The organism is Streptococcus sp. 2342 (assembly GCF_013276795.1).
Lineage (GTDB): Bacteria > Bacillota > Bacilli > Lactobacillales > Streptococcaceae > Streptococcus.
The window spans coordinates 27698-52613 of the sequence record NZ_VMLR01000001.1; the positions used below are offsets into that span (position 1 = coordinate 27698).

The 24916-nt window shown below is 38.2% G+C and carries 25 protein-coding genes and 1 pseudogene; 20 read left to right on the forward strand and 6 right to left on the reverse strand.

Going from position 1 to position 24916, the window contains the following annotated elements; all coding sequences use genetic code 11:
* Positions 1-35 precede the first annotated feature (35 nt).
* The 12 genes and pseudogenes from HT689_RS00120 to HT689_RS00180 all read left to right on the forward strand — a co-directional run bounded on the left by HT689_RS00120 (position 36) and on the right by HT689_RS00180 (position 11336).
* Complete coding sequence (locus HT689_RS00120) at positions 36-341, forward strand: PTS sugar transporter subunit IIB (protein ID WP_000590547.1); 306 nt, start codon at positions 36-38, stop codon at positions 339-341.
* 52 nt (positions 342-393) lie between these two features.
* Positions 394-1869 (forward strand): PTS galactitol transporter subunit IIC, encoded by a 1476-nt coding sequence (locus HT689_RS00125; RefSeq protein ID WP_173280737.1) that lies wholly within the window; start codon positions 394-396, stop codon positions 1867-1869.
* 250 nt (positions 1870-2119) lie between these two features.
* Complete coding sequence (locus HT689_RS00135) at positions 2120-3016, forward strand: aldose 1-epimerase family protein (RefSeq protein WP_173227028.1); 897 nt, start codon at positions 2120-2122, stop codon at positions 3014-3016.
* Positions 3017-3172: 156 nt separating this feature from the next.
* Positions 3173-3598, forward strand: a complete 426-nt coding sequence (lacA, locus tag HT689_RS00140) for a galactose-6-phosphate isomerase subunit LacA (protein ID WP_000029277.1) — start codon at positions 3173-3175, stop codon at positions 3596-3598.
* Positions 3599-3746: 148 nt separating this feature from the next.
* A complete protein-coding gene (gene lacB / locus HT689_RS00145) occupies positions 3747-4262 on the forward strand; it encodes a galactose-6-phosphate isomerase subunit LacB (RefSeq protein ID WP_001216914.1) in 516 nt (171 codons plus the stop codon).
* A 10-nt stretch (positions 4263-4272) separates the two neighbouring features.
* Positions 4273-5202 (forward strand): tagatose-6-phosphate kinase, encoded by a 930-nt coding sequence (locus tag HT689_RS00150; RefSeq protein ID WP_173280739.1) that lies wholly within the window; start codon positions 4273-4275, stop codon positions 5200-5202.
* Position 5203: 1 nt separating this feature from the next.
* Complete coding sequence (gene lacD, locus HT689_RS00155) at positions 5204-6184, forward strand: tagatose-bisphosphate aldolase (RefSeq protein WP_001229114.1); 981 nt, start codon at positions 5204-5206, stop codon at positions 6182-6184.
* A gap of 233 nt (positions 6185-6417) precedes the next feature.
* Positions 6418-7254 carry a transcription antiterminator gene (locus HT689_RS00160; RefSeq protein WP_173227032.1) on the forward strand — a complete coding sequence of 279 codons (837 nt, stop codon included), beginning with the start codon at positions 6418-6420 and terminating at the stop codon, positions 7252-7254.
* A 35-nt stretch (positions 7255-7289) separates the two neighbouring features.
* Positions 7290-7607, forward strand: coding sequence for a PTS lactose/cellobiose transporter subunit IIA (locus tag HT689_RS00165; protein WP_173227034.1), 318 nt, complete (start codon positions 7290-7292; stop codon positions 7605-7607).
* Entirely contained in the window at positions 7607-9298 is a 1692-nt protein-coding gene (locus tag HT689_RS00170) for a lactose-specific PTS transporter subunit EIIC (protein WP_173227036.1), read from the forward strand. The genes HT689_RS00165 and HT689_RS00170 overlap by 1 nt, the downstream gene beginning before the upstream one ends.
* A 331-nt stretch (positions 9299-9629) precedes the next feature.
* On the forward strand, positions 9630-11036 hold the full coding sequence (gene lacG, locus HT689_RS00175) for a 6-phospho-beta-galactosidase (protein ID WP_173227038.1): 1407 nt from the start codon (positions 9630-9632) through the stop codon (positions 11034-11036).
* A 42-nt stretch (positions 11037-11078) separates the two neighbouring features.
* Positions 11079-11336: pseudogene (locus HT689_RS00180) on the forward strand (DUF3884 family protein).
* A gap of 285 nt (positions 11337-11621) precedes the next feature.
* Here HT689_RS00180 and HT689_RS00185 read toward each other — a convergent pair.
* From HT689_RS00185 to nrdH, 4 genes are all read right to left on the reverse strand, one after another.
* Positions 11622-12383, reverse strand: a complete 762-nt coding sequence (locus tag HT689_RS00185) for a DeoR/GlpR family DNA-binding transcription regulator (RefSeq protein WP_000917603.1) — start codon at positions 12381-12383, stop codon at positions 11622-11624.
* Between the two features lie 181 nt (positions 12384-12564).
* Positions 12565-13527, reverse strand: coding sequence for a class 1b ribonucleoside-diphosphate reductase subunit beta (nrdF, locus tag HT689_RS00190; protein ID WP_000451364.1), 963 nt, complete (start codon positions 13525-13527; stop codon positions 12565-12567).
* 186 nt (positions 13528-13713) lie between these two features.
* Positions 13714-15873, reverse strand: a complete 2160-nt coding sequence (gene nrdE / locus HT689_RS00195; RefSeq protein WP_173280742.1) for a class 1b ribonucleoside-diphosphate reductase subunit alpha — start codon at positions 15871-15873, stop codon at positions 13714-13716.
* Between the two features lie 80 nt (positions 15874-15953).
* Positions 15954-16172, reverse strand: coding sequence for a glutaredoxin-like protein NrdH (gene nrdH / locus HT689_RS00200; protein ID WP_000259242.1), 219 nt, complete (start codon positions 16170-16172; stop codon positions 15954-15956).
* Positions 16173-16521: 349 nt separating this feature from the next.
* Here nrdH and HT689_RS00205 point away from each other — a divergent pair, with 349 nt between their 5' ends.
* The 4 genes from HT689_RS00205 to HT689_RS00220 all read left to right on the forward strand — a co-directional run bounded on the left by HT689_RS00205 (position 16522) and on the right by HT689_RS00220 (position 19748).
* Positions 16522-16785, forward strand: a complete 264-nt coding sequence (locus HT689_RS00205; protein ID WP_000146947.1) for a phosphocarrier protein HPr — start codon at positions 16522-16524, stop codon at positions 16783-16785.
* A gap of 5 nt (positions 16786-16790) precedes the next feature.
* Complete coding sequence (gene ptsP / locus HT689_RS00210) at positions 16791-18524, forward strand: phosphoenolpyruvate--protein phosphotransferase (RefSeq protein WP_173227045.1); 1734 nt, start codon at positions 16791-16793, stop codon at positions 18522-18524.
* Between the two features lie 132 nt (positions 18525-18656).
* Positions 18657-19151, forward strand: a complete 495-nt coding sequence (locus HT689_RS00215) for a YkgJ family cysteine cluster protein (RefSeq protein ID WP_049546639.1) — start codon at positions 18657-18659, stop codon at positions 19149-19151.
* A gap of 57 nt (positions 19152-19208) precedes the next feature.
* Positions 19209-19748: a ClbS/DfsB family four-helix bundle protein gene (locus HT689_RS00220; protein WP_084946567.1), complete on the forward strand. Its 540-nt coding sequence runs from the start codon at positions 19209-19211 to the stop codon at positions 19746-19748.
* A gap of 97 nt (positions 19749-19845) precedes the next feature.
* Here HT689_RS00220 and dhaQ read toward each other — a convergent pair whose 3' ends face one another.
* Positions 19846-20835, reverse strand: coding sequence for a DhaKLM operon coactivator DhaQ (gene dhaQ / locus HT689_RS00225; RefSeq protein ID WP_173227047.1), 990 nt, complete (start codon positions 20833-20835; stop codon positions 19846-19848).
* Positions 20832-21362: a dihydroxyacetone kinase transcriptional activator DhaS gene (dhaS, locus tag HT689_RS00230; protein ID WP_004254485.1), complete on the reverse strand. Its 531-nt coding sequence runs from the start codon at positions 21360-21362 to the stop codon at positions 20832-20834. Before dhaS ends, dhaQ begins: the two co-directional genes overlap by 4 nt.
* Positions 21363-21515: 153 nt before the next feature.
* Here dhaS and dhaK point away from each other — a divergent pair, with 153 nt between their 5' ends.
* The 4 genes from dhaK to HT689_RS00250 all read left to right on the forward strand — a co-directional run bounded on the left by dhaK (position 21516) and on the right by HT689_RS00250 (position 24852).
* Entirely contained in the window at positions 21516-22505 is a 990-nt protein-coding gene (gene dhaK, locus HT689_RS00235) for a dihydroxyacetone kinase subunit DhaK (RefSeq protein WP_050242717.1), read from the forward strand.
* A gap of 21 nt (positions 22506-22526) precedes the next feature.
* The gene (gene dhaL / locus HT689_RS00240; protein WP_173251682.1) at positions 22527-23102 is read left to right on the forward strand and encodes a dihydroxyacetone kinase subunit DhaL; all 576 of its coding nucleotides are present in this window, start codon (positions 22527-22529) and stop codon (positions 23100-23102) included.
* Entirely contained in the window at positions 23102-23476 is a 375-nt protein-coding gene (dhaM, locus tag HT689_RS00245) for a dihydroxyacetone kinase phosphoryl donor subunit DhaM (RefSeq protein WP_173251680.1), read from the forward strand. The genes dhaL and dhaM overlap by 1 nt, the downstream gene beginning before the upstream one ends.
* 644 nt (positions 23477-24120) lie before the next feature.
* On the forward strand, positions 24121-24852 hold the full coding sequence (locus HT689_RS00250; RefSeq protein ID WP_166731704.1) for a hypothetical protein: 732 nt from the start codon (positions 24121-24123) through the stop codon (positions 24850-24852).
* The last annotated feature ends 64 nt before the right edge of the window (positions 24853-24916 follow it).

A 24916-nucleotide genomic window follows, 5' to 3' on the forward strand; every position in this document is an offset into this window, starting at 1 on the left:
TGTCTATTAAAAATATAAAATCGGAGGAAATCCATATGATTAAAATTCTTGCTGCCTGCGGTGCAGGTGTTAACTCAAGCCACCAAATTAAAAGTGCTCTTGAAGAAGAACTTTCAAACCGTGGTTTTGATGTTCACTGTGATGCGGTAATGGTCAAAGACGTTAATGAAGACCTTATCAAAGGTTATGACATCTTCACACCAATTGCTGCGACAGACCTTGGTTTTGACCCAGGTATTCCAGTTATCGAAGCTGGACCAATCTTATTCCGTATCCCAGCTATGAGTGCCCCAGTATTTGACAACATTGAAGCAGCTATTAAAGAACACGGATTAAGCTAATAAATACTTTATTTAGTTAACATTCATATAACATAAAAAGGGAGGAACTGTTATGGATGCAATCTTTGGCCTAATCAAAGAATTTTTCACACCTATCTTAGATATGGGTGGACCTGTCATCATGTTAATCATTTTGACAGTATTGGCTTTACTTTTTGGAGTGAAATTCTCCAAAGCGCTTGAAGGTGGTATCAAACTTGCCATCGCTCTTACAGGTATCGGTGCTATCATCGGTATGCTGAACACTGCTTTCTCAGCATCACTTGCAAAATTCGTTGAAAACACTGGTATCCAATTGAGTATCACTGACGTTGGTTGGGCACCACTTGCTACAATCACTTGGGGTTCTGCTTGGACACTATACTTCTTGCTCATCATGTTGATTGTCAACATAGTGATGCTAGCTATGAAGAAAACAGATACACTTGACGTTGATATCTTTGATATCTGGCACTTGTCTATCACAGGTCTCTTGATTAAATGGTATGCAGATAACAACGGTGTGAGCCAAGGGGTTTCACTCTTTATTGCTACAGCAGCTATCGTACTTGTTGGTGTGTTGAAAATTATCAACTCTGACTTGATGAAACCTACATTTGATGACCTTCTTAACGCACCAAGTTCATCACCAATGACATCAACTCACATGAACTACATGATGAACCCAGTTATCATGGTTTTGGATAAGATTTTTGAAAAATTCTTCCCAGGTCTTGATAAATATGACTTTGATGCTGCAAAATTGAATAAGAAAATCGGTTTCTGGGGATCTAAATTCTTTATCGGTTTCATTCTTGGTATTGTTATCGGTATTATGGGAACTCCACATCCAATTGCAGGAGTTGAAGATGCAGATAAATGGCGTCTTGTTATCAGAGGATGGTTGTCTCTTGGTTTGACTGCCGGTGTATCTTTGGAACTCTTCTCACTTATCGGTTCATGGTTCATCGCAGCCGTAGAACCACTATCACAAGGTATTACAAACGTTGCTACTAAACGTCTTCAAGGACGTAAATTTAACATCGGTCTTGACTGGCCTTTCATCGCTGGTCGTGCTGAAATCTGGGCTTGTGCTAACGTACTTGCACCAATCATGTTGATTGAAGCTGTGCTTCTTTCAAAAGTCGGAAATGGTATCTTGCCACTTGCAGGTATCATCGCTATGGGTGTTACTCCAGCTCTCTTGGTTGTAACTCGTGGTAAATTGCTCCGTATGATCATCTTTGGAACACTCTTGTTGCCACTCTTCCTTCTTTCAGGTACACTTATCGCACCATTTGCAACAGAACTTGCTAAAGGTGTAGGTGCCTTCCCAGCAGGTGTGAGTGAAACTCAATTGATTACTCACTCTACTCTTGAAGGACCAATCGAAAAACTTCTTGGTTGGACAATTGGTAACACTACAACTGGTGATATCAAAGCAATCCTTGGTGCTGTAGTCTTTCTTGTATTCTATATCGGTATCTTTGCTTGGTACAGAAAACAAATGATTAAACGTAACGAAGAGTACGCAGCAAAAGCAAAATAATGCGCTCCTATAAAATGTAAGCTCAATGAAAATCAAAGAGCAAACTAGGAAGCTAGCCGCAGGTTGCTCAAAACACAGTTTTGAGGTTGTAGATAAGACTGACGAAGTCAGTGACCATATCTACGGCAAGGCAACGCTGACGAAGTTTGAATTGGATTTTCGCAGAGTGTAAATTGTTGAAACTAGGTTGTCATACCATTAGGAGTGACAGCCTAGTTTTTTATAAACTATTAAGAAATCGGAGAAAATAATGATAATTGAATTAAAATCAGAACAATTAAGAGTTGAATTTAACAGTTTTGGTGGGGCTCTTTCTTCTATAAAAGATGCCGAGGGACTTGAGTATTTGTGGCAAGGGGATGCTACTTATTGGAGTGGACAAGCTCCTGTTCTCTTTCCCATTTGTGGTTCATTGAGAGAGGATACAGCACTTTATATAGATGAGAACGGGCAAGAAAGCAAAGGAAAGATTCCTCGTCATGGTTTGGTTCGAAAGAAAGAATTTGAATTAGTTGAACAGACAGACAATAGTGTAACTTTTGCAATTGAAGACGATGAGAATAGCTATCAGAACTACCCTTATCATTTCCGCCTAGAAATCACTTATATCCTTACTGGCAAGACAATACGGACTCAATACAAGATTTTCAATAAAGAAACTAGCAAGGTCCTGCCTTACTTTATTGGTGGACATCCAGGCTTTAATTGTCCCTTACTGGATGATGAAGTCTATGAAGATTACTATTTAGAGTTTGAGAAAGCAGAGACTTGCTCTGTTCCACGTCCTTTCCCAGAAACAGGTATGTTGGATTTCCAAGATAGAAGTCCATGGCTAGAATATCAAAAAGAAGTAGACCTCAGCTATGATTTGTTTAGCACAGATGCAGTTACCTTAGATGAATTACAATCTAGGACAATTGCCCTTCGTTCTCGGAAACATGATAAGGGATTGAAAGTGTACTTTGCAGAGTTTCCAAACTTCATTATCTGGTCAACTTTGAATAAAGGACCTTTCATTGCCTTTGAACCATGGTCTGGCTTGTCAACATCCCTTGAAGAAGGAGATCATTTAGAAGATAAGAAGAATGTTCGTCTCTTAGAAGCCAATCAGGTTGAAGAATTAGGTTTTGAGATAGAAGTTTTATAAAAAAGTAAAAAATAAATAACAAAAACAAACATAAACTGTTGACTTTTTCAAACAATAGTAGTATATTATGTTTGTGAGGACTAATTGACTGTTTTTTAAAGACAGCCAATACACTGCTGGAATCCAGCATAGAAAAAATAAAAAGGAGTATACAATATGTCTATTGTTATCGGTGCAGATGCTGCAGGTTTGAGATTGAAAGAAGTTGTGAAAGACTTCTTAGAAAAAGAAAATTTCCACGTTGTGGATGTTACAGCTGAAGGTCAAGACTTTGTTGATGTGACTCTCGCTGTTGCTGCAGAAGTAAACAAAGAAGAACAAAACCTTGGTATCGTGATTGATGCTTATGGAGCTGGTCCATTTATGGTCGCAACAAAAATCAAAGGAATGGTTGCTGCAGAAGTATCTGACGAACGTTCAGCTTATATGACTCGTGGTCACAACAACTCACGTATGATCACTATGGGTGCACAACTTGTTGGTGATGAATTGGCTAAAAACATCGCTAAAGGATTTGTTAACGGTAAATACGATGGTGGACGTCACCAAATTAGGGTCGATATGTTGAATAAAATGTGCTAATACTCTTCAAAAATCAAGATAATCTGTTGTCAGCTCACTTTAGCTAACTTCAGTTATGCTTGCAGCTCGCTTCCTAAGCTAATCTTGATTTTTCTTGAGTAGGGATAAATGATATTAGATTTATATAATTAATCGGAGGGAATAACTAATGAGAATTGCAATTGGATGTGACCACATCGTAACAGATGAAAAAATGGCGGTTTCAGAATTTTTGAAATCAAAAGGATATGAAGTCATTGACTTTGGTACATATGACCATACACGTACTCACTACCCAATCTTTGGTAAAAAAGTAGGGGAAGCTGTAACTAGTGGTCAAGCTGATCTTGGGGTATGTATCTGTGGTACTGGTGTAGGTATCAACAATGCTGTAAATAAAGTTCCTGGTGTACGTTCTGCCTTGGTTCGTGATATGACTACAGCTCTTTATGCCAAAGAACAATTGAATGCCAACGTTATCGGTTTTGGTGGTAAAATTACTGGTGAATTGCTCATGTGTGATATCATCGAAGCTTTCATCCATGCTGAATATAAACCATCTGAAGAAAACAAAAAATTGATTGCGAAAATTGAACACGTTGAAAGTCACAATGATCGACAAACAGACGCAAACTTCTTCACTGAATTCCTTGAAAAATGGGATCGCGGAGAATACCACGACTAAGGGGTGACCTATGATTTTAACAGTCACAATGAACCCATCCATTGATATTTCCTATCCCTTGGATGAGTTAAAGATTGATACTGTCAATCGTGTGGTTGATGTAACCAAAACGGCTGGTGGTAAGGGACTCAATGTTACCCGAGTACTTTCAGAATTTGGGGATTCTGTTCTTGCTACTGGTTTAGTGGGTGGCAAACTTGGTGAGTTTTTGGTTGAACATATCGATGATCAAGTAAAGAAAGATTTCTTCTCAATTCAGGGAGAAACTCGGAATTGTATTGCTATTCTCCACGGTGACAATCAAACAGAAGTTCTTGAAAAAGGTCCTGAAGTATTGGAACAGGAAGGTCAAGACTTTTTGGAACATTTCAAAAAACTCTTAGAGTCAGTTAAAGTAGTAGCCATCTCAGGTAGTCTGCCGGCTGGCCTTCCAGTTGATTACTATGCGAGCTTGGTAGAAGTTGCTAATCAAGCTGGCAAGCCTGTTGTTTTGGACTGCTCTGGTGCAGCACTTCAGGCGGTTCTTGAATCACCACATAAACCAACAGTCATCAAACCAAATAATGAGGAATTGTCCCAGCTTCTAGGAAGAGAAGTTTCTGAGGATTTGGATGAATTAAAAGAAGTCCTTCAAGAACCTTTGTTTGCAGGTATTGAATGGATTATGGTTTCACTCGGTGCCAACGGTGCTTTTGCCAAACATGGTGACACTTTCTACAAGGTAGATATTCCTAGAATTCAGGTAGTAAATCCTGTTGGCTCTGGAGATTCTACTGTAGCAGGAATTTCTTCAGGACTTCTTCACAAAGAATCGGATGCAGAATTACTCATCAAGGCAAATGTCCTTGGTATGCTCAATGCTCAAGAAAAAATGACTGGTCATGTCAACATGGCCAACTATCAAGCTCTATATGATCAATTAATAGTAAAAGAGGTATAAAATGGCTTTAACAGAACAAAAACGTGCACGCTTAGAAAAACTTTCTGATGAAAATGGTATCATCTCAGCTCTTGCATTTGACCAACGTGGTGCTTTGAAACGCCTCATGGCTCAACACCAAACAGAAGAACCAACAGTGGCTCAAATGGAAGAACTGAAAGTCTTGGTAGCAGATGAATTGACTAAATACGCTTCATCAATGCTTCTTGACCCTGAGTATGGACTTCCAGCAACTAAAGCTCTTGATGAAAAAGCTGGTCTTCTCCTTGCTTATGAAAAAACAGGTTATGACACAACAAGCACAAAACGCTTACCAGACTGCTTGGATGTTTGGTCTGCAAAACGTATTAAAGAAGAAGGTGCAGATGCAGTTAAATTCTTGCTTTATTATGATGTAGATAGCTCAGACGAACTTAACCAAGAAAAACAAGCTTACATCGAACGTATCGGTTCTGAATGTGTGGCTGAAGATATCCCATTCTTCCTTGAAATTCTTGCTTACGATGAAAAAATTGCTGATGCAGGTTCTGTAGAATACGCTAAAGTAAAACCACACAAAGTTATTGGTGCTATGAAAGTCTTCTCAGACCCACGCTTTAACATTGATGTCTTGAAAGTAGAAGTTCCTGTTAACATTAAATATGTTGAAGGCTTCGCTGAAGGTGAAGTAGTTTACACACGTGAAGAAGCAGCAGCCTTCTTCAAAGCACAAGATGAAGCAACTAACTTGCCATACATCTACTTGAGTGCTGGTGTATCAGCTAAACTCTTCCAAGATACTCTTGTATTTGCTCATGAATCAGGTGCAAACTTCAACGGAGTTCTTTGTGGCCGTGCAACATGGGCTGGATCAGTTGAAGCTTACATCAAAGATGGTGAAGCAGCAGCTCGCGAATGGCTTCGCACAACTGGTTTTGAAAACATTGACGAACTCAACAAAGTTCTTCAAACAACAGCGACTTCATGGAAAGAACGCGTGTAAGAAAGTCCTTCGAGGTTAGGAACATGAATCTAAAAATTTTCAAAAAAAGTTGTATGTAAAGGTTTACAAAATAACTTGCTTGTGATATACTTAAATCACAAGTTAATACAAGGTGAGTGTTACTAAGTAATATTAGGCATGATCACAGGTGAATTAGAAATCAGCTAATTTTCTAGTTCATTTGTGGTCATTTTTTATACTCATATACCTTTAATATATAAAAGGAGGTTGACATGTATCGAATTCTAAATCCAATGAATCACAATGTCTCGCTTGTCAGAAATGATAAAGGAGAAGAAGTGATTGTGATTGGTAAGGGGATTACATTTGGAAAGAAGAAAGGGGATTTGATTGCTGAAAATCAGGTTGAGAAAATCTTTCGGATGAAGACCGAAGAGTCCAGAGAAAACTTTATGGCTCTCCTCAAAGATGTTCCGCTTGATTTTATCACAGTGACCTATGAAATCATTGATAAGCTTTCCAAGAAATATCACTATCCGATTCAAGAGTATCTCTATGTAACCTTGACAGATCATATTTACTGTTCTTACCAAGCTCTAGCACAAGGAAGGTACAAGGATAGTAATCTGCCAGATATTTCCGCTAAGTATCCTGTCGCTTTTCAAATCGCAAATGAAGCATTTGGAATTTATCGTCAAAAACTAGCAGATCATTTTCCTGAAGACGAAATTATTCGAATTGCTTATCATTTCATCAATGCCGAAGGCGAGAATGAAGTAGAAGTAGTTAAGTCGATTGATAAGAGGAAAGAAATTCTCAGGAATGTTGAAGAAGTTTTAAAGGACTATGCAATTCAACGAACCAAAGAGAATACCCATTTCTATGATCGCTTTATGATTCATCTGAATTATTTCTTGGATTATTTAGACAGATCTAGAGATGATAACCAATCACTTCTTGATATGGAAGACCATATCAAGCAATCCTATCCAAAAGCCTTCGAGATTGGTTCCAAGATCTATGATGTGATTACGCAACATACGGGTCTTGATTTGTATAAAAGTGAACGAGTTTATCTAGTTCTACATATCCAACGTTTATTGTCATAAAAATTTATTTAAAATTATATAAGGAGAATTCTATCATGAATAGAGAAGAAGTAACATTGTTAGGTTTTGAAATCGTAGCCTATGCTGGCGATGCTCGTTCAAAACTATTGGAAGCTTTAAAGGCTGCTGAAGCTGGTGATTTTGCTAAAGCGGATATCTTAGTTGAGGAAGCTAGTAGCTGTATTGCAGAGGCTCACCACGCGCAAACAAGTCTATTGACTAAGGAAGCTTCAGGTGAGGACTTAGCTTATAGTGTAACCATGATGCATGGCCAAGACCACTTGATGACAACTATCTTGTTAAAAGATTTGATGCACCATTTAATCGAACTCTACAAGAGAGGAGTTAAATAATGAACAAACTAATTGCATTTATCGAGAAAGGAAAGCCTTTCTTTGAGAAACTATCTCGTAATATCTATCTTCGCGCTATTCGTGATGGTTTCATTGCAGGTATGCCTGTTATTCTCTTCTCAAGTATTTTTATCTTGATTGCCTTTGTACCAAACTCATGGGGCTTTAAATGGTCTGATGAAGTTGTAGCCTTTCTGATGAAACCTTACAGCTATTCAATGGGTATTTTAGCTCTCTTGGTAGCTGGTACAACAGCCAAGTCATTGACTGACTCAGTAAACCGTAGCATGGAGAAAACCAATCAAATCAACTATATGTCAACATTGTTGGCAGCAATTGTTGGTTTGTTGATGTTGGCAGCTGATCCTATCGAAAATGGTCTTGCTACTGGATTCTTGGGGACAAAAGGTTTGCTTTCAGCTTTCCTTGCTGCCTTTGTTACCGTAGCAATCTATAAGGTTTGTGTTAAGAACAACGTCACTATTCGTATGCCTGACGAAGTTCCACCAAATATCTCACAAGTCTTTAAAGATGTGATTCCATTCACTCTATCTGTTGTTTCTCTTTATGCTCTTGACTTATTAGCACGTCATTTTGTTGGTGCAAGTGTGGCAGAATCAATCGGTAAATTCTTTGCTCCATTATTCTCTGCAGCTGATGGCTATCTAGGTATCACCATTATATTTGGTGCCTTTGCCTTCTTCTGGTTTGTTGGTATCCATGGTCCATCTATCGTTGAACCAACAATCGCAGCTATTACCTATGCAAATGCCGAAGTCAACTTGAACCTTCTCCAACAAGGTATGCACGCTGACAAGATTCTTACTTCTGGTACACAAATGTTTATCGTTACCATGGGTGGTACTGGTGCGACACTGGTTGTTCCATTCATGTTCATGTGGTTGACAAAATCAAAACGTAACCGTGCAATCGGACGTGCTTCAGTAGTTCCAACTTTCTTTGGTGTAAATGAACCAATCTTGTTTGGTGCACCACTTGTATTGAACCCAATCTTCTTCATTCCATTTATTTTTGCTCCAATCGCAAACGTTTGGATCTTTAAATTCTTCATTGAAACTCTTGGAATGAATTCATTTACTGCTAATCTACCATGGACAACCCCAGCTCCACTAGGTCTAGTTCTTGGTACGAACTTCCAAGTTCTATCATTCATTCTTGCTGCTCTTCTAATCGTGGTTGACGTAGTCATTTACTACCCATTCCTTAAAGTATATGATGAACAAATTCTTGAAGAAGAGCGTTCAGGTAAATCTAATGATGAATTGAAAGAAAAAGTTGCTGCAAACTTCAACACTGCAAAAGCAGATGCTATTCTTGAAAAAGCAGGTGTAGAAGCAGCTCAAAATACCATCACTGAAGAAACAAATGTCCTCGTTCTCTGTGCAGGTGGAGGGACAAGTGGTCTCCTTGCAAATGCTTTGAACAAGGCAGCAGCAGAGTACAATGTTCCTGTGAAAGCAGCAGCAGGTGGCTATGGTGCTCACCGTGAAATGTTGCCAGAGTTTGATCTAGTTATTCTTGCCCCTCAAGTTGCTTCAAACTTTGAAGACATGAAAGCAGAAACCGATAAACTCGGTATTAAACTTGCCAAGACAGAAGGCGCTCAATACATCAAATTAACCCGTGATGGAAAAGGTGCTCTTGCATTCGTACAAGCTCAATTCGATTAACGATAGGGACTGTGAAACAGTCTCCTCTCGTTACGGAAATCGCTATGGCGAATTTCCTAATCGCCTTGTTAATTCGTCGGTAAAAAGATATCGTTTTTACCTCCTCATGTCACAATTCGGTTAACGATAGGGACTGTGAAATAGTCTCCTCTCGTTACGGAAATCGCTATGGCGAATTTCCTAATCGCCTTGTTAATTCGTCGGTAAAAAGATATTGTTTTTACCTTCTCATGTCACAATTCGGTGACTTAGTACAAGAAGTGAGATGGAGAATAAAGCCTCACTAGCCTCCTCTCCATCTTATTTCTTTTTTAATTAAAAGGAGAATTATATGTCAAAAACACTTCCAAAAGACTTTATTTTCGGTGGCGCAACAGCTGCTTATCAAGCAGAAGGTGCTACACATACTGATGGAAAAGGACCAGTTGCGTGGGATAAATATCTTGAAGATAACTACTGGTACACTGCAGAACCAGCTAGTGATTTTTACAATCGATACCCAGTTGACCTCAAGTTGGCAGAAGAGTATGGTGTCAATGGCATTCGAATTTCTATTGCCTGGTCACGTATTTTCCCGACTGGTTATGGTGAAGTAAATGCTAAAGGTGTTGAATTTTATCATAATCTATTTGCAGAGTGTCACAAACGTCACGTTGAGCCATTTGTAACTCTTCATCATTTTGACACGCCAGAAGCTCTTCACTCAAATGGCGACTTCTTAAATCGTGAAAATATTGAACACTTTGTAGACTACGCGGCTTTCTGTTTTGAAGAATTTCCAGAAGTAAATTATTGGACAACCTTTAATGAAATTGGGCCAATCGGTGATGGTCAATATTTAGTTGGTAAATTCCCTCCAGGTATCCAGTATGACCTTGCCAAAGTTTTCCAATCGCACCATAATATGATGGTATCTCATGCACGTGCGGTAAAATTGTATAAAGAGAAAGGCTATAAAGGGGAAATTGGTGTCGTGCACGCTCTCCCAACCAAGTACCCACTTGATCCTGAAAATCCTGCAGATGTTATTGCGGCAGAGTTGGAGGACATTATCCATAACAAATTTATCTTGGATGCAACTTATCTAGGTCGCTATTCATCTGAAACGATGGAAGGTGTCAACCATATCTTATCAGTCAATGGTGGTAGCTTGGATCTTCGTGAAGAAGATTTCACAGCATTAGAAGCAGCAAAAGACTTGAACGACTTCTTTGGAATCAATTACTATATGAGTGACTGGATGGAAGCATTTGATGGAGAAACTGAAATTATCCATAATGGTAAAGGTGAGAAAGGAAGCTCTAAATACCAAATCAAAGGTGTTGGTCGTCGTGTAGCTCCTGATTATGTGCCACGTACGGATTGGGATTGGATTATCTATCCTCAAGGTTTGTATGACCAAATCATGCGCGTGAAGAAAGATTATCCCAACTACAAGAAGATTTACATCACTGAAAATGGTCTCGGCTATAAAGATGAGTTCGTTGATAACACTGTTTACGATGATGGTCGTATTGATTATGTGAAACAACACTTAGAGGTCTTGTCTGATGCTATTGCAGATGGCGCTAATGTAAAAGGTTACTTCATTTGGTCATTGATGGACGTCTTCTCATGGTCAAACGGTTATGAAAAACGTTACGGTCTCTTCTATGTAGACTTTGAAACGCAAGAACGCTATCCTAAGAAATCAGCTCACTGGTACAAGAAAGTAGCGGAAACTCAAGTGATTGACTAGTAGAATGAGTCATTAGATATAGAATTCTAGTGAGGTGAAAAGATGTTCAAAGATTTTATCCAATCTATTTATGAAAAAGTTTATATTATAAATTTCTAAAAATGTTCTCAAATACCGTGTTTGACGAATGAAGAACTGAAAAGCCTTGGGAAATGGTATGTCTCGACCGGTAAAGAATGGATTTGTCATTCAGATTATGAGCTGGAAGAATTTAAAAATATCTTTTTAAATTTTATCAGTCCTGAAGAATGGGATACTATCTCCTTTGATTCAGATTTTATGCCGTTTCAACAATCGTAACCAATTTCCAAAAAAGTTTTAAATCTTATATCTAGTACTCTGCAAAACTCTTATCTAATCACGTTGCTTATACTCAATGAAAATCAAAGAGCAACTTTAAACTAGGAAGCGAGTCGCAGGTTTCTCAATGCCTAGCTTTGAGGTGGCAGATAAAGCAAATGGGCAAAAAGTCTTTGATACAGAAAAACGCATAATATCAGGTGTTGAAAAACCTTGATATTATGCGTTTTATTGTGGGAAGATTTACTTCTGAAATTGAGTTCTTACCCAGAATCTTTCAGTTGATTAAGGCTTGATGACTTTAGTAAGTTTAGATAGCTCAAAAAGGATTGAATCACTTAGTTTAGAATCTGAAACAATAGTATCAAGATTTGATACATTATAAAAAGTATAAAAATCAAACTTATTGAACTTACTATGATCTGCGAGTAAATATTTTTTATTAGAATTATTTAAAGCGATGCGTTGAGCCTCTCCCTCTTCCTCGCTAAAAGTAGCTAGAGCTCCGTTTTGAATACCATTACAGCTAACGAAAGCTTTAGAAAATTGGAGATTAGAGAGATTTTGTAGGGTCAATGTGCCAACAAAAGCACCTGTAATATCGCGATAATTTCCACCTATCAAAATCAAATCTGTTAATTTTCGTTCGCTTAAAATCAGAAAAACAGGTAGACTGTTGGTCACGACGCGGATATTGTCAATAGGCAACTCACGTGCAAAAAATTCTAATGTTGTTCCTGGTCCAATAAAAATAGTTTCTCTTTCTTCTACTAGACTGCCTGCAAAACGGGCTATTTCTTGTTTTTCTGCCGTTTGGAGGGCTTGTTTTTCAATATTTGATCGCTCATTAGTCAAAAGGGAGTTGGTTCGAAGTTTTTCAGCTCCACCATGCACACGAATCAGCAAGTCTTTATCAGCTAATTCCTGTAAATAGCGCCTTGCAGTCATATCTGAAACGGCTATTTCGTCCATAATCTGCTTAACCGTTATGGTTCCTTTACTATTTACTATCTCTAAAATTTTGGTTAATTTTTCTTGTTTGAGCATATTATCACCTCGTTTCCTACTACTATCTTACCATAAACTAGCTCATCATTCAAATACAAAAACAACAAAATAAAACAAAAACAAAAATATCGAGGTTTATTTTCAAAGCTTTCGATATTTTTATTAAGTTATTATTTTGTTGTTTCTAGTTTACTTTTTGATGGTTAAGAGTGGTAGAGTATTAGTCCAAACCGTAGTTGTAGTCATCATCTTGCATGGCTTCAACTTCGCCAAGAAGGTAACCATTTCCGACTTGAGAGAAGAAGTCGTGGTTGGAAGTTCCTGTTGAAATACCGTTCATAACGATTGGGTTGACATCATCAGCTGAATCTGGGAAGAGTGGATCTTGTCCCAGGTTCATGAGTGCCTTGTTAGCATTGTAGCGAAGGAAGGTTTTAACTTCTTCCGTCCAACCAACACCGTCATAAAGACTCTCTGTGTAGCCTTCTTCATTTTCATAAAGAGTATAGAGTAGGTCGTACATCCATTCTTTGAGTTTTTCTTGCTCTTCTTCAGGCAATTCATTGAAACCAAGTTGGAATTTGTAACCAATGTAGGTTCCGTGAACAGACTCGTCACGAATAATCAATTTGATGATTTCTGCAACGTTGGCTAGTTTGTTGTTACCAAGGTAGTAGAGGGGAGTGAAGAAACCTGAATAGAAGAGGAAGGTTTCGAGGAAGACACTGGCAACTTTCTTTTCAAGTGGGCTACCGTTTAGGTAGATTTCGTTGACAATCTCAGCCTTTTTTTGTAGGTAAGGATTGGTATTGGTCCATTCGAAAATTTCTTCAATCTCAGCCTTAGTATTTAAGGTAGAAAAGATTGATGAATAAGATTTAGCGTGAACAGATTCCATAAATTGGATGTTATTGAAAACAGCTTCCTCATGTGGTGTACGGATGTCTGCGCGAAGGGCTTGAACCCCAGTTTCAGATTGCATAGTGTCGAGAAGGGTTAAACCACCAAAGACTTTTCCAACCAAGTCTTTTTCTTTGTTAGATAGCTTTCTCCAGTCATCCAAGTCGTTTGACAAGGGAATACGTGTATCGAGCCAGAATTGCTCCGTCAGTTTTTCCCAGGTTGATTTGTCGATGACATCTTCGATGGCATTCCAGTTAATGGCTTTGTAGTAAGTTTCCATTTGAAATCTCTTTCTGTGTTTAGTATTGCGAACTCACAATTATTCTATTTTACCATAATTCTATAGGAGTATCGCACAAAAAGTCGGAAGCCCGACTTTTAAAATGTTACATAAATTATGTTATGACATAGTAGATTTGATTTTATCAGTGCTGCTTAGGGAAAAATAGTGTTTCTATGCTAGAAACTAAATCACACAACTTTCACACTGGTTGGCACCGACTTCTCCACCATCATCTGTAAAGGTACGGACGTAGTAGATAGACTTGATACCCTTGTTAAAGGCATAGTTACGAAGGATAGACAAGTCACGTGTCGTTTGTTTGTTTTCTTTCTTCCATTCGTAAAGACCTTTTGGAATGTCACTACGCATGAAGAGTGTGAGTGAAAGTCCTTGGTCCACGTGCTCAGTCGCAGCGGCGTAAACATCAATCACTTTACGCATATCCATGTCGTAAGCCGAAGTGTAGTAAGGAATGGTTTCTGTTGACAAGCCAGCAGCAGGATAGTAGATTTTACCAATTTTCTTTTCTTGACGTTCCTCGATCCGTTGCGTAATCGGGTGGATAGAAGCCGAGACGTCATTGATGTAACTGATCGAACCATTTGGAGCAACAGCTAGACGGTTTTGGTGGTAAAGACCATCTGCTTGAACCTTTTTGCGAAGTTCAGCCCAATCAGCAGCACTTGGGATAAAGACATCTTTGAAAAGTTCTTTAACACGGTCTGATTTTGGAAGGAATTCGCCAGTTACATACTTGTCAAAGTAGCTACCGTTAGCATAGTCTGATTTTTCAAAGTTGTGGAAGGTGATACCACGTTCACGCGCAATATTGTTTGACTCAACCAAGGTCCAGTAGTTCATAAGCATAAAGTAGATGCTTGTAAATTCAACAGACTCAGGTGAACCATATTCAATCAGTTGTTGGGCAAGGTAGCTATGAAGTCCCATGGCACCGAGACCAAAGGTGTGGGCTTGGCTATTCCCATGGTCAATCGTAGGTACAGCTACGATATGCGAACTATCTGTAACGAAAGTTAAAGCACGAACCATAGCACGGATAGAACGACCAAAGTCAGGTGAAGTCATCATGTTGACTACGTTCGTTGAACCAAGGTTACATGAAACGTCCGTTCCCATTTGAAGGAATTCTTGAGCATCGTTGATCAAGCTTGGTTCTTGGACTTGAAGGATCTCAGAACACAAGTTACTCATGATAATCTTACCATCAACAGGATTTGCACGGTTAGCCGTATCAATATTGACGACATAAGGGTAGCCAGACTCTTGTTGCAATTTAGAGATTTCAGTTTCCAAATCACGCGCCTTGATTTTTGTCTTGCGAATATTTGGATTTGCGACCAATTCATCGTATTTTTCAGTAATGTCGATGTAGTTGAATGGCACACCGTATTCTTTTTCTACAGAGTAAGGGCTGAAGAGATACATTTCTTCATTTTTACGCGCCAATTCGTAGAATTTATCTGGTACTACAACACCAAGTGAAAGGGTCTTAACACGAACTTTTTCATCGGCGTTTTCTTTCTTAGTTGAAAGGAAGGCGATAATATCTGGGTGGAAGACGTTGAGGTAGACAACACCGGCACCTTGACGTTGCCCCAATTGGTTGGAGTAAGAGAAACTGTCTTCGAAAAGCTTCATAACAGGAACGACACCTGAAGCAGCTCCTTCATAACCCTTGATAGGTGCACCAGCTTCACGAAGGTTGCTGAGGGTGATTCCCACACCACCACCAATACGTGAAAGTTGAAGAGCTGAGTTGATAGAACGTCCGATAGAGTTCATATCATCCGTCACTTGGATTAGGAAACAAGATACCAACTCCCCACGACGAGCACGTCCAGCATTCAAGAAGGAAGGAGTAGCAGGTTGGTAGCGTTGGTGGATGATTTCATTGGCAATATCGATTGCAACAGCTTCATTCCCATCAGCGAAATAAAGGGCGTTAAAGAAGACACGGTCTTCCATACTTTCAAGATAATATTCACCGTCGTTAGTCTTTAAGGCATATTGATTGTAAAATTTATAAGCTGCCATGAATGACTTGAATTGGAAGTTTTGGTCTTTGATAAATTGAGCCAATTCTTCCAAGAACTCTGGACGGTATTTCTTGATAAAGGCTGTTTCGATGTAGTTGTGTTCAATGAGGTAGTTGATTTTATCAGTAATTGAATCAAAAACCATAGTGTTTGGAACGACATTTTCTTTAAAGAAGGCATCCAAGGCTTCCTTATCTTTATGAAGCATGATTTGTCCATTAACAGGACGGTTGATTTCGTTATTGAGACGGAAGTAAGTCACGTCTTCAAGATGTTTTAATCCCATAAAATTTCCCTTATCTAATTACAAAAGAAAGGCCTCTAAGTTAGCCCTAGAAGCAGTTTCTTCTGGACGATGTACTAAGATTATGCTAATTGTTTCAGTTTTCCTGGTTGGAAACCTGAAAAGACTTCAGTTGGTGTTTGAATAATAGGAGCTGCGCTAAAACCGAGCTCTTTGACTTGATCGATGTACTCAGGCTGCTCATCAAGATTGATTTCTTTATATTCAACGTTATTACTGTCCAAGAAACGCTTGGTCATTTTACATTGGACACAATTGTTTTTAGAATAAACGGTTACCATTGTGTAACTCCTCTTCAAAATTTAATACTATCTTAGTATATCAGAAAATAAAATTTTGTCAATGATTTGAACTAAATATAGTGGTCTGCTTTTCTAGTCAAGCTCACAAAACACAATATATAGTGTTTGTTTTATAAAACAGCAATGATTATCCTATAAATTGTTTTGGAAGAAACTATATCCTGTGTTTGTTATCTAGGATAGAAGATTTTCAGCAAGTTATCTGAAAGGAAATTGAAGGAAAATCCAGAAAATGCTTGAAAAAAATCCTAGAAGATGGTATAATACCAAATTGTAAGGGTTATCACATATAACTCAAAAAAAGAAAGAACAAAAGGAGAGTCAAACTATGGCTTCTAAAGATTTCCACGTAGTGGCAGAAACAGGTATTCACGCACGTCCAGCAACATTGTTGGTGCAAACTGCTAGCAAATTTGCTTCAGATATCACTCTTGAGTACAAAGGTAAATCAGTTAACCTTAAATCAATTATGGGTGTTATGAGTCTTGGTGTTGGCCAAGGTGCTGACGTAACTATCTCAGCTGAAGGTGCAGATGCAGATGACGCTATCGCTGCAATCTCAGAAACAATGGAAAAAGAAGGATTGGCATAAGGGAAATGACAGAAATGCTTAAAGGAATCGCAGCATCTGACGGTGTTGCAGTTGCAAAAGCATATCTACTCGTTCAACCGGATTTGTCATTCGAGACTATTTCAGTCGAAGATACAAACGCAGAAGAGGCTCGTTTGGATGTTGCTCTTGAAGCTTCTCAAAACGAGCTTTCTCTTATCCGCGAGAAAGCTGTAGGTACGCTTGGTGAAGAAGCGGCTCAAGTTTTTGACGCTCATTTGATGGTTCTTTCTGACCCAGAATTGATTGGTCAGATTAAAGAAACAATTCGTGCTAAGAAAGTCAACGCAGAAGCAGGTCTTAAAGAAGTGACTGACATGTTCATCACGATCTTTGAAGGTATGGAAGACAACCCATACATGCAAGAACGTGCAGCGGATATCCGCGACGTGACAAAACGTGTATTGGCAAACCTTCTTGGTAAAAAATTGCCAAACCCAGCTTCTATCAATGAAGAAGTAATCGTCATTGCGCATGACTTGACACCATCTGATACAGCTCAATTGGACAAAAACTTTGTAAAAGCTTTTGTAACAAATATCGGTGGACGTACAAGCCACTCAGCTATCATGGCACGTACACTTGAAATTGCAGCTGTATTGGGAACAAATAACATCACTGAAGTAGTGAAAGACAGCGATATCCTTGCCGTTAACGGAATTACTGGTGAAGTGATTATCAACCCAACAGATGAACAAGCGGCAGAATTTAAAGCAGCTGGTGAAGTTTATGCTAAACAAAAAGCTGAATGGGCACTTTTGAAAGATGCTCAAACAGTGACTGCTGACGGTAAACACTTCGAGTTGGCTGCTAACATCGGTACTCCAAAAGACGTTGAAGGTGTTAACAACAACGGTGCAGAAGCTGTTGGACTTTACCGTACAGAGTTCTTGTATATGGATTCTCAAGACTTCCCAACAGAAGATGAGCAGTATGAAGCATACAAGGCTGTTCTTGAGGGAATGAATGGTAAACCAGTGGTTGTTCGTACAATGGATATTGGTGGAGATAAGGAACTTCCTTACTTCGATATGCCACACGAAATGAACCCATTCCTTGGATTCCGTGCCCTTCGTATCTCTATTTCTGAAACTGGAGATGCAATGTTCCGTACACAAATCCGTGCCCTTCTTCGTGCTTCTGTTCATGGTCAATTGCGTATCATGTTCCCAATGGTTGCCCTTTTGAAAGAATTCCGTGCAGCCAAAGCAGTTTATGAAGAAGAAAAAGCAAACCTTCTTGCTGAAGGTGTTGCAGTTGCGGATGACATCCAAGTTGGTATCATGATTGAAATCCCTGCAGCAGCAATGCTTGCAGACCAATTTGCAAAAGAAGTAGACTTCATGTCAATTGGAACAAATGACCTGATCCAATACTCAATGGCAGCAGACCGTATGAACGAGCAAGTTTCATACCTTTACCAACCATATAACCCATCAATCCTTCGCTTGATCAACAACGTTATCAAGGCAGCTCACGCTGAAGGTAAATGGGCTGGTATGTGTGGTGAGATGGCTGGCGATCAAAAAGCTGTTCCACTTCTTGTCGGAATGGGCTTGGATGAATTCTCTATGTCAGCAACATCAGTCCTTCGTACACGTAGCTTGATGAAGAAATTGGATACTGCTAAGATGGAAGAGTACGCAAACCGTGCCCTTACAGAGTGTTCAACAATGGAAGAAGTCCTTGAACTTCAAAAAGAATACGTTAACTTCGATTAATGTCATTAACCTTGTAACCTAGTTGCAAGGTTTTTTGATACATTCGGGAATAGTATAGTCTTGTAAAGTCCACTTTTCAATGATGAAGAGGCATGATATAATAGGAGAAGCAAATAGAATAAGAGAGAAATCATGTCTAAAGAAATTGATATTGAGTATTACCACCAGCTAGCCATGCAAAAGCAGAAGGAACACCGTAAAGTTTTAGCCAATCTAAAGAAAAAACCTCCTAAAAACCTAGACAAGATAGCCCAGCAGATTCACCAAGAAGTCTTTGAGGAAATTGATTGCACGGCCTGTGCCAATTGTTGTAAGACATTGGGACCGGACTTTAAAGAAGCGGATATTACACGAATCGCCAAGTATTTTAAGATGAAATTACCAGCTTTTGAAGCGGAGTTTCTGCAGGTAGATGAAGATGGTGATAAGGTTTTTAAATCCATGCCTTGTCCCTTTTTAGGAGGAGATAATCTCTGTTCCATCTATGAAGTTCGTCCAAAGGCATGCCGAGAGTTCCCCCATACGGACCGTAAAAAAATTCATCAAATCAACCATTTGACGATTAAGAATACTTTGACCTGTCCAGCAGCCTATCTCTTTGTTGAGAAATTAAAGGATAAGTTATAGAGATTTAAAGGATAAAAAATTTCTAATAATAACTAGAGATATGAAAGGAGTACTCCTGTGCATAGACCGAAAACAAAAGAGGAGCTAATGCTGGCCTCTAAGGAAAATTATGAAAAGCTTAACCTCTTCATCTCTCAATTAAGTGAAGATGAGCTACAGACTCCATTTGATTTTTCAAGAGACCTAAAGAAAAAAGAAGCTCACTGGAAAAGGGATAAAAATCTACGGGATGTCTTGATCCATCTTTATGAATGGCAGCAGTTACTTTTGACTTGGGTACATTCTAATCAAGAAGGTCACGAAAGACCTTTTCTCCCTGAACCTTATACTTGGAAAACTTATGGAGAAATGAATGTCGCTTTTTGGAAGAAGCACCAGAAAACCTCCTTAGAAGAAGCGACTAGACTCCAAGAACAATCACATAGGAAGGTTTTAGAGTTGATAGAAGTTTTTAGCAATGACGAACTCTTTACCAAAGGTGGCTATAAGTGGACCGGCGGAACAAGTCTAGGTTCCTACTTTGTTAGTAGCACGTCAAGCCACTATGATTGGGCTCTGAAAAAACTCAAAGCTCATCGGAAGAATTGTAAAGGATAGATGGACTATTTGAAATAGAAAGAATGAGTTCTTTTAAACGTAAGATAAAAGCAAAGGGCTATCAAGTGATGTAGCCCTTTTGAGTTATATAAGCAAATTACCATGCAAATGCTGTCGTTGGAGCATTGAGCGCTTCTAACCACTGTTTATTTTTTACGGGGCAAAGAGTTACGGATATACCTGCCATATCTAGACTGGTCATAAATGTTCCTGATTTTATAAAGGTAATAGTGACTCCTTCAATTTCTAAGAGTTGAAGGAGATCATTGATAAATATGCCCATTTCTAAGTTGCTGGTAGTGCCTAGATTATTTACAAGCAATATAAAATGATCACCCTTTTTCCAATGATAGTGCAATCTTAATTTACTTATAATTTCATTTGCAAGGATTTCCGATGATTGGAATGGGACGATACGATAACCTTCTTCGCCATGTATCCCAATACCATAAGAAATATTTCCTTCTTCCAAGTTAAATAGTGGAAGGGTGGCTTGGGGGAGACTAGCAGATTTCGTTGCAAAGCCAATTGTTGCGATTTCGGGAGCAAGCTGATGACCTAAATCAGTTAGTTGCTCGATGTCGGCACCATTCTGAGCTGCATATCCTAGAACTTTATGAAGTAAAATAGTCCCTGCAAGCCCTCTTCCTCTAATTTGAAATCTATTGTGAGGTTCAATTGAAATATCGTCGTGTGCTAGACTATAGCCAACTTTAATTCCTTCTTTTCTAGCAGTGTTAATGGCCGAGCTAAATTCTTTGATGTCTGCTTCGAAATTTTTTACAATGATGAAGACACCGTGACCATTGTTTAAAAAACGAATGGACTCTAAGATTTCAGTTCTTGTAGGAGGAGTAAATAATTGGCCATAGATAGCAGCGGTAAGCATTCCTTCTCCCACATATCCAATATGCGCAGGTTCGTGACCGGAACCTCCACCCGACAATATTGGAACCTGATGAGGATTGCGATTTTTTTGATAGATTAATGGTAAGGTAGGATGTTTTTCTAATTCAGGATGACTGCTGACAGTTGCCGAAATGTAACTTGAAATAATTTTCTGTTTATGATTTGAAATAAATGTCATTGTGGTCTCTTTCCAATAATTGTCATGATTAGAAAGTCTGGTTGTGGAACTGGACTTTTTTTATTGACGTAAGCCTTCACGATTTCTGCTAGAGCATGTGAATGATAGTCTAACAAAAAACAAGTATAAGCAGATGAATCGATATCAATCTGACCGTATTCTCTTAAAATTTTTGATACAAGCAAGCGACAGTAGCTGATAAAGTGGTCATAGAAGTTATTTTGTCCTTGAATATCAAACAGTTGAATATAAAAGTCACGCTCTTGTTCGAAATAAAAAAATAATTCTTGTAATAGTTTTTGGCCCGAAATAAAATCCAAGTTATTGGTGATATACTCGGTTAAGTCATTTTCAAATATCCAGTCTAGCAGTTCATATTTGTCAAGAAAGTGATTATAAAAGGTCTGTCTACGAATGCCAGCTGATTCCATGATATCTACAATGGAGATTTTGTCAAATTCTCTAGTAGCTAATAGGTCTCTAAATGCCTTGGCAATCCGTTTTTTTGTAATAAATGATGATGCCATAGGAAACCTTTCTTTTACTTACTTCATTTTACCAAAAAAATGTTTTAAACGGGTTTAAAAGGGGACAAATAATAGAATCTGTCCCTTATCATCCAGCGATAAAAAATATATAATGAAAGCGAAAACAAAGGTACATGCCGAAAGGAGTTTCTCATGAAAAAAATTATAAATGAACCGACACAAGTTGTTGATGAAATGTTGCAGGGATTGTCATTCATGCATGATGACTTGGTAGAACGCTTAGATGGTTTTGATGTCATCGTTAGAAAGGCAGAAAAGACAGGAAAAGTTGGACTCATTTCAGGTGGAGGTTCAGGACATGAACCAAGTCATGCTGGATTTGTAGGAGATGGAATGTTGTCTGCTGCCATTTGTGGAGCAGTCTTCACTTCACCTACTCCGGACCAAATTTTAGAAGCCATTAAGGCGGCTGATGAAGGTGCTGGAGTTTTCATGGTCATCAAGAACTATTCTGGTGACATTATGAACTTTGAAATTGCACAAGAACTTGCCGAAATGGAAGGCATTGATGTAGCAAGCGTTGTGGTTGATGATGATATCGCTGTTGAAAATAGTCTCTATACCCAAGGGCGTCGAGGTGTTGCAGGTACTATATTAGTCCATAAAATTTTGGGTGCTGCAGCTCGTTCTGGTAAATCATTAGCTGAAATGAAGGACTTGGCCGATAAACTTGTCTTAGAAATTAAAACAATTGGGCTAGCCTTGTCTGGAGCAACCGTTCCTGAAGTTGGGAAACCAGGTTTTGTTCTAGAAGATGATGAATTTGAATATGGAGTTGGTATTCACGGTGAGCCAGGATATAAGAAAGAGAAAATGCAACCTTCAGCACAATTGGCCTCAGAGCTGGTTGAAAAATTATCTGAAGGTTTCCAACTTAAGGCTGGTGAACGCTATGGCCTTCTCATCAATGGTTTAGGAAGCACTCCTCTTATGGAGCAATACGTATTTGCAAATGATGTGGCTAAATTACTCCATGAAAAAGGTGTTGAGTTGGCGTTTAAGAAAATTGGAAACTATATGACATCAATTGATATGGCTGGCTTGTCATTAACATTGATTCGATTGGCAGATGATGAGTGGTTGGATGCTCTAAATGCACCTGTTACTACCCCAGCTTGGTAAAACTCAAGGAGGAAATGTCGCATGAATGCTGAACAAGCTCTTGAATGGATGAAGCTTTTTAATGAAAAGATTCAGGAACAGAAAGATTACCTTAGTGAGCTAGACACTCCTATAGGAGATGGAGATCACGGTGGAAATATGGCGCGTGGAATGGCTGCAGTTATGGAAAACTTAGAAGGAAAGCAATTTGAGACCAGCAGTGATGTTTTTAAGCTTGTCTCAATGCAACTACTGAGTAAGGTAGGCGGTGCTTCTGGTCCCTTGTATGGCTCTGCTTTTATGGGAATGTCCAAGGCTGATTCTAATTCGAAATTAGAAGAAATCTTACAAAGTGGTCTGGATATGATTGTCAAACGTGGGAAAGCAGAAGTTGGAGAAAAGACAATGGTTGACGTTTGGACTCCTGTTATTGTTGCCTTGTCTGATGGCCAATTGACTCAAGAGGTTATTGATAAGGTAGTGAATGCTACCAAAGATTTACTTGCAACTAAAGGAAGGGCATCTTATGTAGGAGAACGTTCTATTGGACATATTGATCCTGGATCATTCTCATCAGGATTACTCTTTAGTGCTCTTTTAGAAACTGGGGTGGTTTAATGGGAAGTATTGGTCTTGTTATCGTTTCACATTCCAAAAATATTGCACAAGGTGTTGTTGAACTGATTAGTGAAGTTGCTAAAGATGTTCCGATTACTTATGTAGGAGGAAACGAAGATGGAGGAATTGGAACTAGTTTTGATCAAGTAGATAGGGTTGTTTCCGAAAATCCAGCAGATACTTTACTTGCCTTTTTTGACCTAGGCTCTGCTAAAATGAACTTAGAAATGGTGGCTGATTTCAGTGATAAAAGTATCGTCATCAACAGGGTTCCAATTGTAGAAGGTGCCTATACTGCAGCTGCTCTTCTTCAGGCTGGAGCAGAACTGTCAGTTATTCAAACACAGTTGGCGGAGATTGAAATCAATAAATAAGGAAACTTACTATAACTCTTTTTATAGGTGGGTTATTGATTATCTAAACTATCAATTTTCAGTAGATAATTTCAAAATCAGAAAGGGATTGCTTTAGGCAGTTCCTTTTTAATGTAAAAGGAGTAAAGATATAGTGTTTCTAAATTATTAATCATTCAAAACTAATTGTGATAGGACTCTTCTAGCTTTAGAATTCTTCAAAAATTTAGATTTAAAGCAATCAATGGCTTAGAATAGTACAAAAACATTTAGTTTATAGGAATTCTAGGTCTAGAATTACATGGATATTTATGAAAATAGAGCATTCGATAGTTAGGATTGTTCTATTCTGAAAGATTTGGGCTGTCAATCTTCTAGAATAGTAGTTTGCCAATGAATTTTGTTGAAAGATTCCTTGTTTTATGGTAGTCTAAAGTAAAAGAAAGCCTTATCATTATATTTGTATCTTTAATCTGACTTGGTTTAGGTCTAGAAGAAGGATAGATCTTTTTGGGATTTTTAATAACAATTATATTTTCACTTGCAAAAAATGTATTTCAACTTTACCTAATGTAGAAGAAGGAAATATCATAAAATGCTTATGACTTGTTTGAAATAGAATGTAAACTAAAAATGGATTCCCTTTACATATTAGGAGTAGGTAGATGAGTAATCTAGAGTCAATTCGTAAAGCGCATATCATCGTGTGGGGTGCCTATCTATTTTTATCATTAAGGGCGCCGCTAATTAGCAGCACAGAGTATTTCTTGCTTATTTTTTTAGCGTTTCTCTATTCAATAGTATCGTTACCTATATACTCTGTGAAGAATAAAATAGTATCCATTTGTCTGGCTATAAACTCAATTCTGTTAATGAGTTTCCCGATTTTAATCAATAAATATTTCCCAGGAAAGGTTTCTACTTATATCGTATTAATCAGTATTTTTATCCTGGAGTTCTTAATCTTTAATATAATTGGTAAAGATTTTGATACTAGATTAGCTAGCGAGTATAGGAAAATCAGTCAGTTTAAAAGTAAGATGTCTCAATCCCCTTGGATAAAATATTTAGAGATTTCTAGTTTTATATTAACTATATTTCCATTTATTCTTCATGATACAGTTGCTAATCGTGTATTGGCTCTTATCTTTTTGATAAAAATTTGTGTAGATACTACGATAAAGATTCTATTAAACAGAATCTTTAATTCAAGTGAGATGATGAAAAGGAGGATATTTTCTCTTTTTGTACTAGATTTGATTGTCTATTTATTTTTAGGCTATGTTTTAGTAATGCAAAAAGATGGATACCTATTTTCAATTCTACTAATTTTTTCTAATTTCTCACTTCCCTTTATCAGAGAAAAAAAGTATGAATTATTTAAAAATAAGAAATGAGATAAATATGGTTAAATCTTAGTTCTCTTTAAAATCAAATCAGGTAGAGAAAGGACATCTTATC